17 protein-coding genes and 1 riboswitch are annotated in these 18,455 nt (G+C 74.7%); of the genes, 10 read left to right on the forward strand and 7 right to left on the reverse strand.

What is annotated here, in order from left to right:
- Window positions 1-91 precede the first annotated feature (91 nt).
- Window positions 92-295, reverse strand: coding sequence for a cold-shock protein (locus ACGF7U_RS13315; RefSeq protein WP_013288855.1), 204 nt, complete (start codon window positions 293-295; stop codon window positions 92-94).
- Between the two features lie 208 nt (window positions 296-503).
- Between ACGF7U_RS13315 and ACGF7U_RS13320 the strand changes: the two genes are divergently transcribed.
- On the forward strand, window positions 504-1,049 hold the full coding sequence (locus tag ACGF7U_RS13320; RefSeq protein ID WP_393106056.1) for a GNAT family N-acetyltransferase: 546 nt from the start codon (window positions 504-506) through the stop codon (window positions 1,047-1,049).
- A gap of 174 nt (window positions 1,050-1,223) precedes the next feature.
- Here ACGF7U_RS13320 and paaN read toward each other — a convergent pair whose 3' ends face one another.
- The 4 genes from paaN to ACGF7U_RS13340 form a co-directional block, all read right to left on the reverse strand.
- Complete coding sequence (gene paaN / locus ACGF7U_RS13325) at window positions 1,224-2,897, reverse strand: phenylacetic acid degradation protein PaaN (protein WP_393106058.1); 1,674 nt, start codon at window positions 2,895-2,897, stop codon at window positions 1,224-1,226.
- A 52-nt stretch (window positions 2,898-2,949) separates the two neighbouring features.
- Entirely contained in the window at window positions 2,950-3,969 is a 1,020-nt protein-coding gene (locus ACGF7U_RS13330; protein ID WP_393106060.1) for a GNAT family N-acetyltransferase, read from the reverse strand.
- Between the two features lie 499 nt (window positions 3,970-4,468).
- Window positions 4,469-5,755, reverse strand: coding sequence for a threonine synthase (thrC, locus tag ACGF7U_RS13335; protein ID WP_393106062.1), 1,287 nt, complete (start codon window positions 5,753-5,755; stop codon window positions 4,469-4,471).
- A gap of 10 nt (window positions 5,756-5,765) precedes the next feature.
- Window positions 5,766-5,901: riboswitch (SAM riboswitch) on the reverse strand.
- Between the two features lie 133 nt (window positions 5,902-6,034).
- A complete protein-coding gene (locus tag ACGF7U_RS13340) occupies window positions 6,035-6,463 on the reverse strand; it encodes a DoxX family protein (protein WP_393106064.1) in 429 nt (142 codons plus the stop codon).
- Window positions 6,464-6,646: 183 nt separating this feature from the next.
- Here ACGF7U_RS13340 and ACGF7U_RS13345 point away from each other — a divergent pair, with 183 nt between their 5' ends.
- The 3 genes from ACGF7U_RS13345 to ACGF7U_RS13355 all read left to right on the forward strand — a co-directional run bounded on the left by ACGF7U_RS13345 (window position 6,647) and on the right by ACGF7U_RS13355 (window position 8,581).
- Entirely contained in the window at window positions 6,647-7,303 is a 657-nt protein-coding gene (locus tag ACGF7U_RS13345) for a hypothetical protein (RefSeq protein WP_393106066.1), read from the forward strand.
- A 143-nt stretch (window positions 7,304-7,446) separates the two neighbouring features.
- The gene (locus tag ACGF7U_RS13350) at window positions 7,447-7,821 is read left to right on the forward strand and encodes a hypothetical protein (RefSeq protein WP_393106068.1); all 375 of its coding nucleotides are present in this window, start codon (window positions 7,447-7,449) and stop codon (window positions 7,819-7,821) included.
- A gap of 85 nt (window positions 7,822-7,906) precedes the next feature.
- A complete protein-coding gene (locus ACGF7U_RS13355; RefSeq protein WP_393106070.1) occupies window positions 7,907-8,581 on the forward strand; it encodes a DUF4232 domain-containing protein in 675 nt (224 codons plus the stop codon).
- Here ACGF7U_RS13355 and ACGF7U_RS13360 read toward each other — a convergent pair.
- Window positions 8,576-9,451, reverse strand: a complete 876-nt coding sequence (locus tag ACGF7U_RS13360) for an ABC transporter permease (protein WP_393106072.1) — start codon at window positions 9,449-9,451, stop codon at window positions 8,576-8,578. The two genes, ACGF7U_RS13355 and ACGF7U_RS13360, sit on opposite strands and share 6 nt — an antisense overlap.
- Window positions 9,448-12,312, reverse strand: a complete 2,865-nt coding sequence (locus ACGF7U_RS13365) for an alpha/beta fold hydrolase (RefSeq protein WP_393106074.1) — start codon at window positions 12,310-12,312, stop codon at window positions 9,448-9,450. The genes ACGF7U_RS13360 and ACGF7U_RS13365 overlap by 4 nt, the downstream gene beginning before the upstream one ends.
- A 374-nt stretch (window positions 12,313-12,686) precedes the next feature.
- Here ACGF7U_RS13365 and ACGF7U_RS13370 point away from each other — a divergent pair, with 374 nt between their 5' ends.
- The 6 genes from ACGF7U_RS13370 to ACGF7U_RS13395 are packed head-to-tail and all read left to right on the forward strand — an operon-like array spanning window position 12,687 to window position 18,448.
- Window positions 12,687-13,871 carry a hypothetical protein gene (locus ACGF7U_RS13370; protein ID WP_393106076.1) on the forward strand — a complete coding sequence of 395 codons (1,185 nt, stop codon included), beginning with the start codon at window positions 12,687-12,689 and terminating at the stop codon, window positions 13,869-13,871.
- A complete protein-coding gene (locus tag ACGF7U_RS13375; RefSeq protein ID WP_393106078.1) occupies window positions 13,858-16,224 on the forward strand; it encodes a nitrate- and nitrite sensing domain-containing protein in 2,367 nt (788 codons plus the stop codon). The genes ACGF7U_RS13370 and ACGF7U_RS13375 overlap by 14 nt, the downstream gene beginning before the upstream one ends.
- A complete protein-coding gene (locus ACGF7U_RS13380) occupies window positions 16,221-16,691 on the forward strand; it encodes a roadblock/LC7 domain-containing protein (RefSeq protein WP_393106080.1) in 471 nt (156 codons plus the stop codon). The genes ACGF7U_RS13375 and ACGF7U_RS13380 overlap by 4 nt, the downstream gene beginning before the upstream one ends.
- Window positions 16,688-17,164, forward strand: coding sequence for a DUF742 domain-containing protein (locus tag ACGF7U_RS13385; protein WP_393106082.1), 477 nt, complete (start codon window positions 16,688-16,690; stop codon window positions 17,162-17,164). Before ACGF7U_RS13380 ends, ACGF7U_RS13385 begins: the two co-directional genes overlap by 4 nt.
- Window positions 17,142-17,882, forward strand: a complete 741-nt coding sequence (locus tag ACGF7U_RS13390; protein ID WP_393106084.1) for an ATP/GTP-binding protein — start codon at window positions 17,142-17,144, stop codon at window positions 17,880-17,882. The genes ACGF7U_RS13385 and ACGF7U_RS13390 overlap by 23 nt, the downstream gene beginning before the upstream one ends.
- A 44-nt stretch (window positions 17,883-17,926) precedes the next feature.
- Window positions 17,927-18,448, forward strand: coding sequence for a hypothetical protein (locus tag ACGF7U_RS13395; protein WP_393106086.1), 522 nt, complete (start codon window positions 17,927-17,929; stop codon window positions 18,446-18,448).
- The last annotated feature ends 7 nt before the right edge of the window (window positions 18,449-18,455 follow it).

Raw genomic sequence — 18,455 nt, forward strand, 5'->3', positions numbered from 1 at the left:
GGAACGGTTCACGATCCTTCCCGCCCGGGCGTCCGGAGCGCAGCCCGCCCCGGCGCGCCCCGATCCGCCCGCCCCCGGAACGGCCGGTCGGTCAGGCGATGACGCGCACGCGCTCGGCCTGGGGCCCCTTCTGGCCCTGGGCGATCTCGAACTCCACCCGCTGACCGTCGTCCAGCGCCTTGTAGCCGTCCATCTCGATCGCGGAGAAGTGGACGAAGACGTCCTGCCCGCCGTCGACGGCGATGAAGCCGTAGCCCTTTTCGGCGTTGAACCACTTCACGGTGCCCTGTGCCACGGTGCACTTCCTCACTCTGCGCGGCGTTCCACGACCCCGGAGGCCGGCGGACCGGCACCGGAGGACCACCGGGTTCGGCGGTCGGAGGGCCGCTGAATCGGTGACCGAAATCGCACGCTACACGAGGCGTGACGGCGGCGCACGACCACAAATCGGGCATATTTCGATCGAGCGACATCGGTATCCGTCGTTGTGGTAGGCATGCGGCATGACGAGCACGCCGGGCGGCCCGGGGCGGATTCCGACGGAGGTCCGCCGGGCGGAGGTCCGGCGGGTCCGGCCACGGGACGCGGCCCGGATGCGGGCGCTACGGCTGGAGATGCTCGCCGACGCGCCGCTGGCATTCCTGGAGACCCTCGCCGACGCCGCGGCCCGCCCGCACGCCGACTACGCGGCCCGGGTCGCGTACGTGTCGGCCGGCGCGGACACCGCGCAGTTCGTGGCGGACCCGGGCGGCCGGCTGGTCGGGCACGCCGGGGGCACGGTGACCCCGGACGAGCCCGGGCTGACCGTCGTCTACGCCGTGTACGTCACCCCGTCCTGGCGGGGCACCGGCCTGCTCGGCGACCTGGTCGAGGCGGTGGCCGCCTGGTCCCGGGCCTGCGGCCGGCCCGAGCTGATGCTGGAGGTGGTGGTCGGCAACGACCGCGCCTACCGCGCCTACCGGCGGCTGGGCTTCGTCGACACCGGGGTGCGCGTCCCACATCCCACCGTCCCGGCGCTCACCGAACTCCAGATGCGCCGCCCCGCCTGACCCACCGGCCGGGAAGCCGCCCCCGACGCGACACCCCAGGCCAAACCCCGCTGGGCCGGCAGTCGTGACGTGCGGTGACACGGAAGGGCTTCCGGGGCGGCCCGCCCCGCGCAGGGATCGGACCTGACCGCCCGGAGTGAGGGCGGGCTGCCCCGGAGACCCGACCAGGACGACTCAGACGTGCCGACGCGACTGCACGATGCGGAACCGGTTGGCCACGTAGGCGCCGTCGGTGAGCGCGGAGTTGGCGGCGGCGTTGGCGCCGCTGCCGTGGAAGTCGGAGAAGGCCGCCGACTGGTTCACGAAGACCCCGCCGGTCAGGTTGCAGGACAGGTGCACCCCGACCTCGATCGCCGCCGCCTCGGCCGCGTCGAGGACCGCCTCGTCGGTGGAGTAGACCGCCGCCGTGAGCGCGCCCTTCTCGCCGACCGTCGACCGCAGGATCTCCAGGCTGTGCGCGGTGGAGTCGGTCGCGATGGCGAACGAGATCGGCCCGAACCACTCCTTCGAGTAGGTCGCGGTGTCGTCGGCCGCCAGCTTGACCAGCGTCGGGGTGCGGACCACCGCGTCCGGGAAGGCCGGGTGCTCGACCGTACGCGACTCCAGCACCGTCTCGCCGACCTTGGTGACCTCGGCGAGGCGCTCCAGCACCCCGTCGTTGACGATCGCGCCGGTGAACTCCACCCCGCGCGCCGGATCGGCGGTCAGCTTGCCGATCGCGGCGGCGATGCCGCCGGCCACCTCGTCGAAGCTCTTGTGCCCCTGGTCGGTGGAGATGCCTGCCCGCGGGATGAGGATGTTCTGCGAGGTGGTGCACATCTGGCCGCTGTAGAGGCTCAGCGTGAAGCCGAGGTTGCGGCACATCCCGGCGAAGTCGTCGGTGGAGTCGATCACCACCGTGTTGAGGCCGGCCTTCTCGGTGTAGACCGCCGCCTGCCGGGCGTTGGCCTCCAGCCAGTCGCCGTACTCGGTGGAGCCGGTGAAGTCGACGATCTTCACGGCCGGGTGCAGGGCCAGCGTGGAGGCGAGCTTCTCGCCGGGGGCCTCGGCGGCGAGCAGCACCAGGTTCGGGTCGAAGCCGGCCTCCGCCAGCACCTCCCGGGCGTACTTCACCGTGATCGCCAGCGGCAGCACGGCGCGCGGGTGCGGCTTGACGACCACCGGGTTGCCGGTGACCAGCGAGGCGAACAGCCCCGGGTACGAGTTCCAGGTCGGGAACGTGTTGCAGCCGATCACCAACGCCACGCCGCGGGGCACCACGTGGAAGGTCTTCCTCATGCGCAGCGGGTCGCCCTTGCCGGCCGCCTTCTCCCAGCCCGCCGTCCCCGGGTGCCGGGTCATCTCCGCGTACGCGTACGCGATCGCCTCCAGCGCGCGGTCCAGCGCGTGCGCGCCGCCGGCCTGGAAGGCCATCACGAACGCCTGGCCGCTGGTGAACTGCACCGCGTTGGCCAGCTCGAAGACGTGCTTGTGCAGCCGGTTGAGGATCTCCAGGCAGACGCCCGCCCGGGCCTGCGGGCCGGCGTCGCGCCAGCCGGGCAGGGCGGCGGAGGCGGCGGCGACCAGCTCGTCCGCGCCGGCGTGCGGGTAGCGGACGCCCAGTTCGACGCCGAACGGGCTGGACTCGGTGGCGACCCGGTCGCCGGCGCCCGGCTGGTCGAGGGGGAAGTCACCGCCGAGGTACGCCTCGAAGGCGACCTTGCCGTCGGCGGCGGCGCTCTCGCCGTAGACCCGGGGGCTGGGTGACTCGGGGTAGGCGGACCAGTACCCGCGCTCCGTGATGGCGGTCAGCGCACGGGTGAGGGTGTCGGCGTGCCTGTCGTACAGGGGGTGCGGGGTCTCCGTCATGCCCGCCATCATGCAACAGGAAGCATCAGGATCAGTAGGGGCGTGTCACAACTCAGATCGTCAGCTGCCAGTCGGTCCAGCCGTCGACCGGGCGGAAACCGAGCTGCTCGTTGATGGCGATCATGTGGCTGTTGACCGCCGCGTTGAAGGTGTCGATCGCGCGGACCGCCGGCTCGTGCGCGAGCAGGTGACGCAGATTCTCGATCTTGACGAGCAGGCCGAGCCGGCGTCCCCGGTGGGCGGGGTCGACGATGGTGATCTGCTGGAACGCGTGCCAGTCCGCCGAGTCGCCCACGTCGAGCAGGGTCCAGGCGACCACGCGGCCGGAGTCTTCGTGGCGCACCGCCGTGTGGTAGCGCCGCCGCCCCCGCGCCTCCAGCGCCCGCTCGATGCCACGGACCCGATCGACGTCGATCCGCTCCGGCTCCCACTCCACGTCGCCGAGGGGCGCGTCGGCCATCAACCGGCCGTCGAGGTAGGCGATGTCGGCGACGTACTCGTCCGGGGTCCGTCCCTGCCAGTGGAGGGCGCGGTAGCCGGCGGCCCGGGTCCGGGCCCCGGCCAGCGCGGCGTCCAGGCCGTCGTGGTCCAGCCGGGTGGCGTCGAGCCGGCGGCGGACCTCGACCAGCGCCGGCTGGGCGCCGGTCGACGCGGCGAAGGCGGCGCCGGCGACGGAACGCTCCGGCCCGCCCGGCAGCGCGGAGACCGCCATCCCCAGCACCCGCTTGCGCCCCCGCTCGCGCAGCAGGCGTACGACGTGCTCGTGCAGCGCCCGACCCACCCCGCGACGCCGGTACGCCGGATGCACGACCAGGTCCGCCGCGGCGTTCTCGGTGTTGTCGAGCTGCGGCAGGTCCAGCCCGACGTAGCCGGCCGGCACGCCGTCGAGCCGGGCCAGCGCCCAGAGCGGGGCGTTGCCGGGCATCGGGTGCCGGATCGCGGCTTCGAAGCGCCGCCGGCAGAAGGGCGGGAAGTCCGGCAGGTCGGCGTCGTTGGCCGCGGAACCGATCCGGTACGCCTCGTCGATCGCCGCCGGGTCGGCGGTGTCGATCGGCGTGATCGTGATGGTCATGCGCCGAGGGTGCGCCCGGAACGACGATCGGGCCAGCGATTTAACCGCTGGCCCGATCGGAAGCTGGTCGGGAGGGACGTTCGCACAACGCCTCCGGCGTTGGGTCGCAAGAACTGAAAGTCTCCGGCGAAACGCCCTCCCGCACGGAGCATCTTGCGCCGTCCGGTTCCTGTCGTCAAGTCCTTGTCGGCGCGTTTTCCGCACTCACAGCGAAAAGCCAGTTACCCGGCGGATCGACCCGATCCCCCGTCCGGGCGAGGCGACCCTCCCCCGTTCCGCCCGCTCCTTCCGCGGATCTCGCGCCCTGGGCTCCCGGTATGCCGGGAAGGCCCGGAGAGCCGGGGCGGCAAGCACGAGCGGGAAGGCCCGGAGAGCCGGGGCGGCAAGCACGAGCGGGAAGGCCCGGAGAGCCGGGGCGGCAAGCACGAGCGGGAAGGCCCGGAGGGGCCGGGTCGGCAAAGTTCGAGACCGCAAGGAGGAGCCGGGCAGGGGCGGCCGGTCAGCCGAGGAGGCCGGCGTCGCGGGCGGCGCGCAACGAGGGCTTGATGCGGTGGGTCGGGCCGACCTGGCCGGCAACCGCGTCGAGGGTCTTGAGGCCCTCGCCGGTGTTGAAGACGACGGTCTCGGCGGCCGGGTCGAGCCGGCCCGACTCGACCAGCTTGCGCAGCACCGCCACGGTCACGCCGCCGGCGGTCTCGGCGAACACGCCGGTGGTGCGGGCCAGCAGCCGGATGCCGGCGCGGATCTCGTCATCGTCGGCGTACTCCATCCACCCCCCGGTGCGGCGCACCGCCTCCAGCGCGTAGAGGCCGGCGGCCGGGTCGCCGATGTTCAGCGACTTGGCGATGCCGGACGGCTTGACCGGGGTGATCGTGTCCGTCTCGGCGTGCAGGGCGGCGGCGATCGGGTTGCAGCCGGCCGACTGGGCGCCGAAGACCTTCCAGCCGCCGGCCGGCGCCTCCACCAGGCCGATCTCGACCAGCTCGGCGAACGCCTTGTCGATCTTGGTGAGCAGCTCCCCCGAGGCCATCGGGATGACCACCTGGGCCGGGATCCGCCAGCCGAGCTGCTCGGCCACCTCGTAGCCGAGCGTCTTCGACCCCTCGGCGTAGTAGGGGCGCACGTTGACGTTCACGAAGGCGGTGTCCTCGAACTCGTCCGTCTCCACCAGCTCGCCGCAGAGTCGGTTCACGTCGTCGTACGAGCCGTCGATGGCGACCAGCTCGCCCCCGTAGACGGCGGTGGTGACGACCTTGCCCTGCTCCAGGTCGCTGGGGATGAAGACCACCGACGGCGCGCCGGCCCGGGCGGCGTGCGCGGCCACCGAGTTGGCCAGGTTGCCGGTGGAGGCGCAGGCGAAGCGGCTGAAGCCGAGCGCTCGGGCGGCGGTCAACGCGACCGAGACCACCCGGTCCTTGAACGAGTGGGTCGGGTTGGCGCTGTCGTCCTTGACCCAGAGCGGGGCGGTGATGCCCAGCTCGGCCGCGAGATTCGGGGCGGCGACCAGCGGGGTGAAGCCCGGGTCGAGGGTGACCCGGGCGGCCGGGTCCTGGCCGGCGGGCAGCAGCGCCGCGTACCGCCAGATGTTCTGCGGGCCGGCCTCGATCTGCTCCCGGGTGACCTTCGCCAGCGCGGCGGCGTCGTAGTCGACCTCCAGCGGGCCGAAGCACTCGTAGCAGGCGTGCTGGGCGGCCAGCGGGTAGCGGGCCGAACAGGCGCGGCAGACGAGGGCGCGGGCGGGGCTGGCGGTGGTGTCGATGCCGGAGGGGGCGAGCGTCGACGTCATGTCGAGATTCCTCTCATCTTTCCCCGCATCGCGCTCTGCGGCGGGGACGGAATTGGCACCTGCCCCGCCGGTCGCTCAGCGATGAGCGCGCGGGGTGGTTGCCGGGGCGTCGTCGGGCCGTATCCCTCAGCCCCTCTGGATGAGGTATGCAGTTGTGCCGTCGAGTCTAAGGGCAACCGCCGGGCCCGCCGAGCCAGGTTCCCACGGTGTGAACCCGGCCGGCGGCTCCGCCGGGCGACCGCCGGGCCCGGCGGGGGCGTCGGCGGAGCCGGTTCGCGCTCAGACGGTCACCGAGCGCGGGTTGGCGGGACGGCGGGCGCGCAGCAGGGTGTCGACCGCCCAGGCGCCGGGGCCGAACACCGCGATCAGCAGGAACGACCAGCAGAACAGGACGGCCAGCTCACCGCCGTTGCGCAGCGGGAGCAGCGCGTCGGGCTGGTGCACCACGAAGTACGCGTAGGCCATCGAGCCGGACGCCAGGACGGCCGCCGCCCGGGTCAGGAGGCCGACGAGCACGAGGCCACCACAGGCCGCCTGGATCAGGGCGGCCCACCAACCCGGCCATTCGCCGAACGGGACGGCCTCGCCGGTGCCCCGGTTCCCACCCAGGATCCCGAAGAGCGAGGCCAGACCGTGGCAGAGGAAGAGCAGTCCGACGACGGCGCGGAACAGGGACAGGGCCGGGCCGCCGAGCCGGTCAGCGAGCATTCGGGCACCTCCGATCAGAATGACCATGGGGAACCCAGGATGCCGGGAGTCATTCGGCCATGTCGATGCATTCCCTCTTCGTGGGAACGCTCCCAAGAGTTGCCGGTTCCGCCCGACCGGGCTGCGACGGGGCTGGCGCGGACCCGTTACGGTGCGAGCACATCGACGGAAAGGGATCGCACCATGCGTCGCAAGCTCGTCCCGGTGGTCGCGCTCTCCATGGCCTGCCTGCTGGTCGTCACGTCCGCCTGCTCCTCGGGCAGCCGGAAGAAGCGCAACCGCTCCTCCGACCGGCCCGCGGGCACCTCGGTCAAGAAGGACGTCGACGTCACCAAGGCGACCCCCACCCCCCGCCGCACCACCCGACACGCGGAGCGGCTGACCTGCGCGGAGCTGCGCGACGCCCAGGTCGGCAGCAGCAAGGCCCGCTACAACGGGTACGCCGGTCCCATCCCCCTCGCCGGCGGCCGCTGGTCGGGCGAGGACGGCGCGACCGTGGAGCTGCAGAAGCCCTGCGCGATCGGGGACCTCGACGGCGACAGCGCGGACGACGCGGTCGGCGTGGTCATGCTCAACGGCGGTGGCAGCGGCAGCTTCTTCACCCTCGCGGTCTGGCGGAACGTCGGCGGCGACCCGTCCTACCAGGCGCAGACGGACCTCGGCGACCGCACCCCGGTGACGAGCGTCAGCGTGCGCGACGGCAAGGCGACGGTGGTCTACCTGACCCGTACGCCGGACAGCGCGATGGCCGAGCTGAACATCCGGCGCACCGCCGTCTACCAGCTCGCGGGCACGTCGCTGACCGAGCTGAGCCACACCGACGCCCCGTACCGCTCCTGACGCGCCGCCGACGCGGTTGGCACGCCCGGGGGCGTGACCATGGCGGACAGGCGGATCCCGGACGATGTGCCGCCTCATCGTCCGGGATCCACCTGTCACGTGAGCCGTCCGCCGGGTCACCCGGCCGGTGCGATGATCAAGCGATGACCGACCAACCGGACTGGACCACAGCCATCCGGGCGGTGCACGTGCGGCACGGCACCCAGACGGCCTGCGGCGGGATCGCCGTCGTGCTCGCCGACGTCGAGCCGCATCCGACGTACGCCTTCACCACACGGTTCGACGGGCGACCGCCCGGCCCGGCCGACCTGCGCCAGGAGTGCGTCGAGGGCTTCGCCGACGGGATGCGGACCGAGCTGGCTCGGCTCTGCGGCGGACAGCCGCCCCCGGTCCGGGTCGTGCTGCGCCGCCTCCTGGTCCACGACGTGGACTCGTCGGCGGCGATCAACCGGGCGGCCGGGCGGCTGGCCGCCGCCGAGGTGGTCCGGCGCGCCACCGACGGCCGGCGGGCACGCTGATCAGCTAGTGACGTTCCTGCGTGCACCGCGCCGAGCGCGGCGTCCGTGACCACCGGCGACAGCCGACCGGTGCGATGATCGGCTGATGGCACGCCCGACGCACCGCTCCGCGCCGCACCTCGACGGCGCGCGTCCGGGTCGCGCTCGCGCGGTCGGGCTCGCGATCACCGGCCTCGTGCTGCTGGCCGCCTGCTCGCCGGCGACCGACCGGACGGCACCGACACCCGGCCCGACGGCACCGACGACGCCTTCCCGGCCCGAGGCGACCACCGGCTGCCCGGAGGAGGGCGTCCGGATCAGGTCGCTCGGCACCGACGCCGCGATGGGGCTGCGGGCGCTCGGCCTGGAACTGGTCAACTGCGGCACCCGGCCATACCCGCTCCACGGCTACCCGGCGCTGCGGCTGTTCGACGCCGACGGAACGCCGATCCCCGTCCAGGTGGTCAACGGGGCGACCGGCATCACCTCCGGCTTCGACCAGCCGCCCCGTGCGCTGACCCTGCGGCCTGGGGAACGGGCCCGTGCCGCCGTGCTGTGGCGCAACCTGGTCACCGACGCGACCGTGACCGCCACCCACGGTGAGCGCCTGGAGGTCGCACCGGCCGTGGGCCGGCCCGCGCGGGTCCTCGACCTGGACGGCCCGATCGACCTCGGCAACACCGGGCGACTCGGAGTGAGCGCGTGGAAGAAGGCCGATCCGGCGACGGAGACAGCCTCCCCGGACGTGCCGACGCCCTCCCGGTCGGCGCCGCTGCTATGAGACGACGTCCTTGCGGGTGAAGCGCCAGAACGCCAGCCCCCAGAACAGCGTCGCGTAGCTGATCGCGGAGATCGCGCCGCGTACCACGTCGTCGGTCTGCACCGGCGTCGACAGCAGGCCCAACCACGCGGTGCTGAAGTGCGTCGGCAGGAACGCCCGCAGCGCGCCGAGCGCGGTGATCTGGTCCAGGATGCTGGAGAGGATCCAGAGCAGCACCGCGCCGCCGACCGCGCCGAGCGCGGCGTCCGTGACCACCGACAGCAGGAACGCCAGGCCGGCCACCACCAGCAGCACGACGGCCAGGTAGCCGAGCACGCCCAGCAGCCGCAGCAGCCCCTCCCCCGGCTCGAGCTGGGCCGCTACCGTGCTGCGCAGCGGCTCCCAGCCGTAGCGCAGGGTGCCGATCAGCAGGGCGGTGCCGGCGAGCAGCAGCAGCGCCAGCGCCGAGTAGACGAGCGCGACCAGCAGCTTCACCGTCAGCAGCCGGGCCCGGGGCACCGGCACGGCGAGCAGGTAGCGCAGGCTGCCCCAGCTCGCCTCGCTGGCGACGGTGTCGCCACAGAACAGCGCCACCACCACGACCAGTAGGAACGACGCCGAGACGAAGATGGTGAAGAGGGTGAAGTTCAGCCCGCCCGAGGTGGCGAACTCGACCAGGCTGCCGAACTCCCCGCGCCCGTTGTCCTCGTCGTCGCCCGTGTCGAACTGGAACGCGATCAGGATGATCAGCGGCAACAGGACCATGAACCCGAGGGCGAGCTGGGTACGCCGCCGGGAGGCCTGCCGCCGGAACTCCGCGCCGAACGGCAGGGTGGCCGACGGCCGGTAGCCCGCCGCCGCCCCCACCGTGGGTGACGTCTCCGCCATCATCGGTCCCCGCTTCCCCGAGAGTTCTCGCCCACCAGGGCGAGGAACGCGTCCTCCAGGCGGCGCCGGGGCACCACCCGGTCCACCCCGATGCCGGCCCGGACCAGCTCGGCGACCACCTCGCTGCGGGCCGTCCCGTTGGTGTCCACCACGAGCTGACCCTCGCCGTCGGGGAGCACCCGCACCCCGTGCAGCCGGTCCAGCACCGCCCGGGCGGCCGCCGGGTCGGTCACCTCGAAGAGCACGCTCGGCGACTCGCCCACGATCTCCTCGACCGGGCCGGAGGCGACGATCCGGCCCTTGTTGACCACCACCGCGTGGGTGCAGGTCTGCTCCACCTCGGCCAGCAGGTGGCTGGAGACCAGCACCGCGCGGCCGTCGGTGGCGTAGCGCTGGAGCACCCGGCGCATCTCGGCGATCTGCGGCGGGTCGAGCCCGTCGGTCGGTTCGTCGAGCACCAGCAGCTCGGGCAGACCCAGCATGGCCTGCGCGATGGCGAGGCGCTGCCGCATGCCGTGGCTGTAGTTCCTGATCTTCCGGTGGACGGAGGCGCCCAGACCGGCGATCTCCAGGGCCTCGTCGAAGTGCGCGTCCTCGGCCGGCCGCCCGGTGGCCCGCCAGTACGCCTTCAGGTTCTCCAGGCCGGACAGGTGCGGCAGGAAGCCCGGCCCCTCGACCAGCGCGCCGATCCGGGACAGCACCGGCGAGCCGGGCACCAGCCGGTGCCCGAAGACGTAGATCTCGCCGGCCGTGGGCTGGGTCAGGCCCATCAGCACCCGCAGCGTGGTGGTCTTGCCGGCGCCGTTCGGGCCGAGCAGGCCGACCACCTGCCCGGGGTGCACCTCGAAGTCCACGTTGGAGACGGCGACGAAGCCGTCCGCGTACTCCTTGCGGAGCTGCCGCACGGCCAGCGGGACGCCCGCGTACGCCGGGTGCACCGAGCTGTCCTGGCGGCGGTGCCGGCGGCGGGCCACGGCGACGACCACGACGAGCCCGACCGCGATCGCGGCGACCAGGGCGGCCAGCACCCAGCGCCACACCGTGGCCGTGGTGGGGATGGGGTCGCCGGCGACGGTCGGCAGGCTGACCGCGCCGCCGGCCGCGACGGTGTGGACGGTGGGCTCGACGGGGGTGGCGTACGCCTGGTCGGAGGTCGCCACGACCACGCGCAGCCGGTGCCCCGCCTCGATCCGGCGGACGATGGCCGGCAGGGTGACGGTGACCGGCCGCGCCGCCTCGACCGCGCGCGGCAGGCCGGTCAGCCGCACCGGGGCGACCAGGCCGTTGGGGAGGGTGGCCGCGCCGTTGGGGTCGACGTCGTAGAGCTTGACGAAGAGCACCGCCTCGCCGGTCGGCGACGCCGCCCGGATGTCGACGGTGGGTGCGCCGACCACGTCCACCGCCTCGGCCAGCGGCTCCGACTCGAACCGGGCGTGCTGGCCGGGGATGTCCCCCGCCACGCCGCCGAGCAGCGACGACAGCTCGCCGGCGAAGGGCACCGAGGAGATGGCGGCCGGGTTGCCGGCCGGCGGGTTGGCCACCGGCTGGGCCGGACCGGCCACCGGAACGTCCCGGCGGGCCGTGCCGGCGACGCCCGGGTAGTCGGCGGTGCGGTAGCCGGTCGCCACCAGGCCCCGGTCGAGGGCGTCGAAGCCGGCGATGCGGGACCAGGTGAAGCCGTCCCCCGGGGCCTCACCCTCGCCCTTGACGTAGTGGTCCAGCCACTGCACGGTCAGGAACCTCACCCGGTCCGAATCGGTCTTCGGGCCCTCGCCGCCGTCGTGCCCGCCGGTGAACCAGGCCACCCGCACGGGCGTGCCGGCGGCGGCGATGCCGCGCGCGTTGGCATCCGCCTCGGCGAGCGGGAAGAGGGTGTCCGCCTCGCCCTGCACCAGCAGGGTGGGCGCCTTGATCCGGTCGAGCACGCCGGCCGGGCTGGAGCGGCGCAGCAGGTCCACGGCGGCCTGGTCGGCCCGGCCGGTGGTGGCGATGCGCAGGTACGCGGCGCAGATGTCGGCGGCGAACCGGCCGCACGACGGGTCGGCGGCCCCGGCCGGCGCGGTCCCCGGCGCCGTCCCCGGGCCGGCGCCCGGCCCCGGGCTGGGCGGCCCGGGGGAGGCGGACACCCCCTCGGGCCGGACCGCGCCGGCCCCGGAGAGCCCGACCGGCCCGGAGCCGACGTTTCCGCCGCCGCCGAAGAAGAGACCGGCCCAGCCGGACTTGAACACGCCCTCGGTGGGCTGCTTCCCGGTGCTCTCCGGCAGGAAGGAGCGGGACAGGTCGTTCCAGGTGATCATCGGGACGATCGCGTCGACGCGCTGGTCCTGCGCCGCCAGCAGCAGTGCCAGGCCGCCGCCGTACGAGCCGCCGACGACGCCGACCTGCGGGTCGCCGGCGGCGTCGGTGCGGACCTCGGGGCGGGCGGCGAGCCAGTCCAGCAGGCGCTGGGCGTCCCGGACCTCGTAGTCCGGGTGGTCCAGGTGGATCTGCCCACCGCTGCGGCCGAAGCCCCGCGCGGTCCAGGTGAGCACCGCGTAGCCGCGCCCGGCGAACTCCTCGGCGTCGGCGCGGACGGACTCCTTGGTGCCGCCGAAACCGTGCGCCAGCAGCACCGCCGGCACCCGGCGTGACGCCGAGGCGCCCTCCGGCAGGTAGAGCGTGGTGTCCAGGTCGACCGGCTGGTCGCCGGTCGGCCCGGAGCGGACAGCCAGCATCGCCGCCTCGATGCGGACGTCCGGCCCCTGCGGCAGGACCGCCCAGGTCACGGCGGCGCCGAGCAGCACGACGGCCGCCGCCGAGGCGACCGCGCGCCGGCGGGTGGGCAGGGCACGTCGGATCCACGCGGCCGAGAACGGCGATCTCATGCGGCACACGGTACGGGCCGGATCCTGAGCGTCGGCTGAGATCCTCCGTACGTCCGTCCGGTTGGTCCGATCGGCGGCCCGGCCGGTGCGACCGCCGCGGATCCGGACCGCCCCAGAGAGATGAATTCGGATCATGTGAATTCCGATGTTCCGCGGAAATCCGCTCCGATCCATCCATGTCGTTCTCTGACGCGGCACACAGGGTGGCTGCCGCACGGACGGACGGTCACATCGCGCTTCATGACGCAAAACTGACTGTTCTACGCCAAGAACATCTACTCGCCGGTCGGTTACTTTTCCGGTCCGGTGGACGGGACTTCACCGTCGATGCCCGACACCCGCCGATCCCCCGCTCCCGCCGGAGGAGACAGACCATGACAGTCCCCGCGCCGCAGGCCCGTCGGCGGCCGTCCGCGGCGGGCCGCGTACTGCCGCTGCTGCTCCTCGTCGTCCTGCTCGCGCCGCTGGCCCTGCTGTTCGCCCAGTCCTGGCGGCTCACGGGCGACGACCGGGACCTGGCCGCCCGGGAGCGGCTCGGCGTGCAGTACCTGCGGGCCCTCGCCCCGGTCACCGACGCGCTGGTGGACGCCCAGTCGGCCGCCGTCGCCGCCCGGCCCGCCTCCGGCGCGGCGCTGACCCGCGCGGTCGAGGCCGCCGCCTCGGTCGACGCGCGGGTCGGGGGCGAGTTGCGCAGCCAGGAGCGCTGGGCCGGCCTGCGGGCCAAGATCGAGGCGCTGGGCGACCGGGGACCGGCCGATCCGGAGGCGGCCTTCGCCGCGTACGGCGAGGTGACCGACCTGCTGCTGGCGCTGCACCGCAAGGTCCGGGAGACCTCCGGCCTGGTCCGCGACCCCCGGTCGGACTCCTTCTTCCTCCAGGACGCCGCCGGCCGGGACCTGCCCGAGGCGGTGGTGGCGACCGGGCGGCTGGCCGACCTGACGGTGCTCGCCGCCCGCCGGGCCGCCGCCGACCGGGACCGCACCACGGGCGAACTGGCGGCCCTCCGGGTGGCCGCCCTCGCCCCGGCCGGCGACCTGGTCGCCGACCTGCGGGCGGCGGTGGACAGCTCGGCGAGCACCGACCTGGGCCCGAACGTGCTGACCCCGCTGGACACCTACCAGCGCGCCGTGGAGGCGCTCGCGGCCCACTCAGCGCCCGCCGGCCGCAGCGGCGTGGTCGATCCGGCGCAGGTCGCCGGCGCCCGGCTCAACGCGCAGGCCGCGGCCCGGCTGCTCCAGCCCGTCATCCTGGGCGAACTCGACGCCCTGCTCGCCGAGCGGGCCGACGGCCTGGACCGGGACCGCCGGCTGACGGTCGCAGCCGGGGTGCTGGCCGTCCTGCTGTGCGGGGCGCTCGGCGCGGTCTGGCTCGCCGCCGCCCGGCGGGCCCGGCGACGCGCGGCGGAGGGCCGGCGCGAGCAGGAGGGCCCCGACGCCCCGGCGGCGGACACCCCGTGGCAGCCGCCGACCCGTGACGGCGACCCGCGCCAGCTCCAGCCGGCCGGGCCGGTCGGCGAGCCCGGGCGCGCGCAGTGGGGGCCCTTCGATGCTGCTCGGTAGGCTCCGGATCCGGGCCAAGCTCGCGCTGCTCGTCGTCATCCCGCTGCTCAGCACGGTGGGGCTCGCCGTGCCGGTGGTGCTCGACCGGGTGGCCGCCGCGCAGCGGGCCGGCGACATCGCCGACCGGGTCCGCGTGGCCAGCCGGATCGGCACCCTCGTGCAGGACCTGCAACAGGAGCGCGTCCTCTCCGTGGGCCTGCTGCTCGGCCGGGTCGCCCGCACCGAACTCGTGCAGCGGACGGCCACCGTGGACGACCGGGTCGCCGACCTGCGCGCCGCCGGGGCAGACCTGCTGCCGCAGCGGGTCGCCGACGCCCTCGACGGCGTACGCGGCCTGACCGACCTGCGGGCGGCGGTGCTCGCCGGGACGGCCACCCCGGACCAGATCATGGACGCCTACGGGCCGGTCAACAGGGCGCTGATCGAGTCGCTGCGACTGCCGTTCGGCGTGGACACCGACACGGCGGCCGGGCGGCAGGTGCTGGCCCTGGACGGGCTGCTCCGCGCCGACGAGGGGCTGGGCGCCTGCGCCACCCTGATCGTGCTGGTGAAGGCGACCGGCACCCCCCGGTCGACCGCCTCGTACGTCGCCTGCATGGCCGCGCTCCGGGTGGACAACCAGCGGTTCCGCAACCTGATCACGGCGGAGCAGCTCAAGCTGGCGGCGCTGAACGACGCGGCGGTGGCCGCCCGCACCAGCGCGGACTTCCTCACCACGAGCGTGCTCGACCCGGCCGGCGCGATCAGGAACGTGCCGCTGGACGCGCTCTTCCCGTCGGTCCGCTCGATGATCACCCTCGGGCAGTTCATCGAGAAGAAGATCGTCGCGGACGTCATCGCCGAGGTGACCAGCCAGCAGCGGCGCGCGCTGACCGCCGCGTACCTGGTCGGCGGGGTGGCCGCGCTGGTCCTGGCCGTGGTGCTGCTGCTCAGCGCGGCCGTCGCCCGGACGGTGGCCCGGCCGCTGACCCGGCTCACGCGCTCGGCCGAGCGGGTGGCCCACGTCGCCGAGGCGGAGCTGACCCGGGTCGCCGACGACGAGGCCGAGAGCGCCCCGCCAATCCGCCTCGACCCGGTCGACGTACGGGCCCGCGACGAGATCGGCGACCTGGCCCGGGCCTTCGACCGGGTGCAGAGCACCGCGGCCCGGCTGGTCGAACGGCAGGTGGCCGGCCGGCGCAACGTGGCGCAGATGTTCGGTCACGTCGGCCGGCGTACGCAGAACCTCGTCGGCCGGCAGATCGCGCTGATCGACCGGCTGGAGCGGCAGGAGACCGACCCCGGCCGGCTGGAGCACCTCTACCGACTCGACCACATCTCCAGCCGGCTGCGCCGCAACGCCGGCAGCCTGGTGGTGCTCTCCGGTTCGGCCGGCGCGGACCCCCACGTGGCGCCGGTGCCGCTCGGCGACGTGGTCCGGCTGGCGCTCGGCGAGATCGAGGACTACACCCGCGTCGACGTGCAGGTCCCGCCGGGCGTCTCGGTGGCGCCGGGCGTCGTCGGCGACCTCGTCCTGGCGCTGGCCGAGCTGATGGAGAACGCCACCGTCTTCTCCCCGCCGCACACCCGCGTCACGGTGGGCGGCGAGCCGACGGGCGCCGGGGCCCGGTTGAGCGTGGTGGACCGCGGCATCGGCATGTCCCGGGAGCGGCTGGCCGAGGAGAACGCCCGGCTCACCCGCCGGGAACGGCTGGACCTTGCCCCGACGGAGGTGCTGGGGCTCTTCGTGGTGGGCCGGCTGGCGCGCCGGCACGGCTGGACGGTGAGGCTCGCCCCGACGGCCGGAGGCGGGGTGACCGCGCACCTGGACATCCCGCAGACGGCGCTGGTGGTCCACCACGACGCGCGGGCCGGGGCGACCGTGGCCCGGGCCGCCGTGCCCGCCCGCGACCGGCGCACCCCGGTCGCCGCACCCGACGCCGCGCGGGCCGGATCGGTGGTCGCGGCCGCGCCGGACGGCCCCGGGCCGGGGTTCGACGCGGCGCTGCTCAGCCGCGCCACCCGGACGATGGAGTCCGGCGAGTCCTGGGACGCGTTCGGCGCCGGGCCGGACCCCGCCGCCCCGGGCGCAGCGGCCGGCGGCACGGCCCAGCAAAAGATCAGCGCGCCGTCCGTCGCGGTCGACGCGCCGGTCGGACCGGGGCGCCTCCCGGCCGGTCCGGTCCGCCCCGGCCTGACCCGGCGCGTGCCCGGGGCCAACCTGACCGCGTGCCCGCCCAGCCCGCCGACCAGCCCGCACCCGGGCGACCCGGCCGAGGTCCGCGACCTGCTCACCGAGTTCGAGGCGGGCGTCGCCCGTGCTCTGCGTGAAGTCAGCCAAGACCGCCGCTACGAAGAGGGATCATCACGGTGACCAGCCCCTTCCTGCACGACAACGTCGACCACCCGCACCCGACGCCCGGCGACCTCAGCCCGGAGGCGCGCACCTTCAACTGGCTGCTGGACTCCTTCACCTCCAGCACGGCCGGCGTGCTGGAGGCGATCGCGGTCTCGTCCGACGGGCTGCTGATGGCCATGTCGGCGATCAAGGACCGGTCCAACGCGGAGCGGCTCGCCGCGGTGGTCTCCGGCATGACCAGCCTCGCCGGCGGCGCCGCGAGCTGGTACGCCCTGGGCGGGCTGAACCGCGTGATCGTGGACATGGCCGAGGGCTACCTGCTGATCAGCGCGATCAGCAGCGGCTCCGTGCTCGGGGTGGTCGCCGACCGGTCCGCGAACCTCGGCACGGTCGCGTACGAGATGACGCTCTTCGCCGGGCGGGCCGGCGGCGCCCTCACGCCGAAGCTGATCGCCGAGCTGAAGAACGCCGTCCAGCAATGACCCCGGAGGTCCCCGGCGAGGGACCGGACCCGGAGCCGACGGTCCGGATCCGGCCCTACCTGCGGTCGCCGCTCGCGGACGACGCCCGCCCCGGTCCGCCGGCGGTGCCGCCCGCGCCGGAGCCCGAGCCACGCGGGCCGGCCGGCCCGCGCCCGTTCGTGCTCACCGCCGGGCGGGTGGCTGGCGCCGACCCGGCGATTGGGCTGGAGACCCAGGTGACCGCCCGGCTGGCGGCCGAGCGGGCCACCCCGCTCACCCGACTGGCGCCCGAGTTGCAGGCGATCGTCTCGCTCTGCGGCGAGCCGATCTCGGTCGCTGAGATCTCCGCCCGGACCCGGCTGCACTTCGGCGTGACGCGGGTGCTGGTCGGCGACCTCCGCGCCGCGGGCCACCTGGACGTGCACGACGGCGCCGACGCCCTCGACCCCGACATCATCCTGCGAGTGATTGATGGACTCCGTGCGATCTCCTGAATGGCCGGTCGCCCCGCAGGGCGGCCTCGCCGCCAACAGCGCCACCGCCCGGTACGGCTCCCCGGCGCAGGCACCGCCGAGCGGGCGGGCCGCGCCGGTCCCCCCGCCGCCGTACCGGCCGGCGGGCGCGTCGGGGACGGCCCCGGTGCCCCGTCCCGCGCCGCCGATCCCGGTCAAGATCCTCATCGCCGGCGGCTTCGGGGTGGGCAAGACCACCACCGTCGGCGCGATCTCCGAGATCGCCCCGCTGACCACCGAGGCGGAGATGACCAGCGCCGGGATCGGCATCGACGACCCCGGCGTCCGCTCCGCGAAGACCACCACCACGGTGGCGATGGACTTCGGCTGCGTCACCATCGACCGCAGCCTGAAGCTGTACCTGTTCGGCACGCCGGGGCAGGCCCGGTTCGGTTTCATGTGGGACGACCTGGCCCGCGGCGCGCTCGGCGCGCTCGTCGTGGTGGACAGCGCCCGGCTGGACGACTGCTATCCGGCGATCGACTTCTTCGAGCGGGCCGGCCTGCCCTTCGTGGTCGGGGTGAACGCCTTCGACGGGCGGCTGGCGCACGACCTGGACGCCATCCGGTGGGCGCTGGCCGTCGGCGACCACGTGCCCCTGGTGCAGTTCGACGCCCGGGAGCGGCTCTCGGTGCGGGACGCCCTGCTGGTCGTCCTGGACCGCGCGCTGGACCGGGCCACCCGGGAGAGGAAGACCTGAACCGGCCGGCGGTTCGACCCGTTTCACGTGAAGGGGTGGTCGTGATGAGAGGTGGACTGGACGAGACGCTGGCCCGGTTGGCCCGGCGCGAGGAGGCGCTGCGCCGGCGGGCTGCCGAGCAGGGCGGCGCGGCGGACGGGAAGGTTACCGCGGCGCCGGGAGCGCCGGCCGGGCAGAACGGGGCCGCTCCGGGCCGCGCCGACGGCCGGGGCGACGGCCGCAACGCCGGGCCCGGCTGGGCCGACACCCGGCGGACCGGCGAGCCCCGCGACCCGGTGGCGGAGGTCGCCGAGGCCGTCCGGCGCGTGGTGGCGGGTCACCCCGGCATGGCGGTCACCGTCCGGGTCGAGCACGACGGGCAGGCGTACCCGCTGCGGGTCGCCTGGACCGGCACGGGCGTGACGGTCGACACCGAGGCACCCGCCGTACCGCCGCCGGCGTGGCCGATGTCGGCCAAGACGGTGCCGGCCTGGACGCCCGGCCAGGAGGGGGTGCGCCCGGACCCGGCGGCGCGGCTGGCCGAACTGATCCGCCGGGGAGACGCGTGGGGTGACGGCGGCGGCTAGGGTCGGG

Origin of the sequence: Micromonospora sp. NPDC047670 (genome assembly GCF_043204915.1) — a bacterium.
Classification (GTDB): domain Bacteria; phylum Actinomycetota; class Actinomycetes; order Mycobacteriales; family Micromonosporaceae; genus Micromonospora.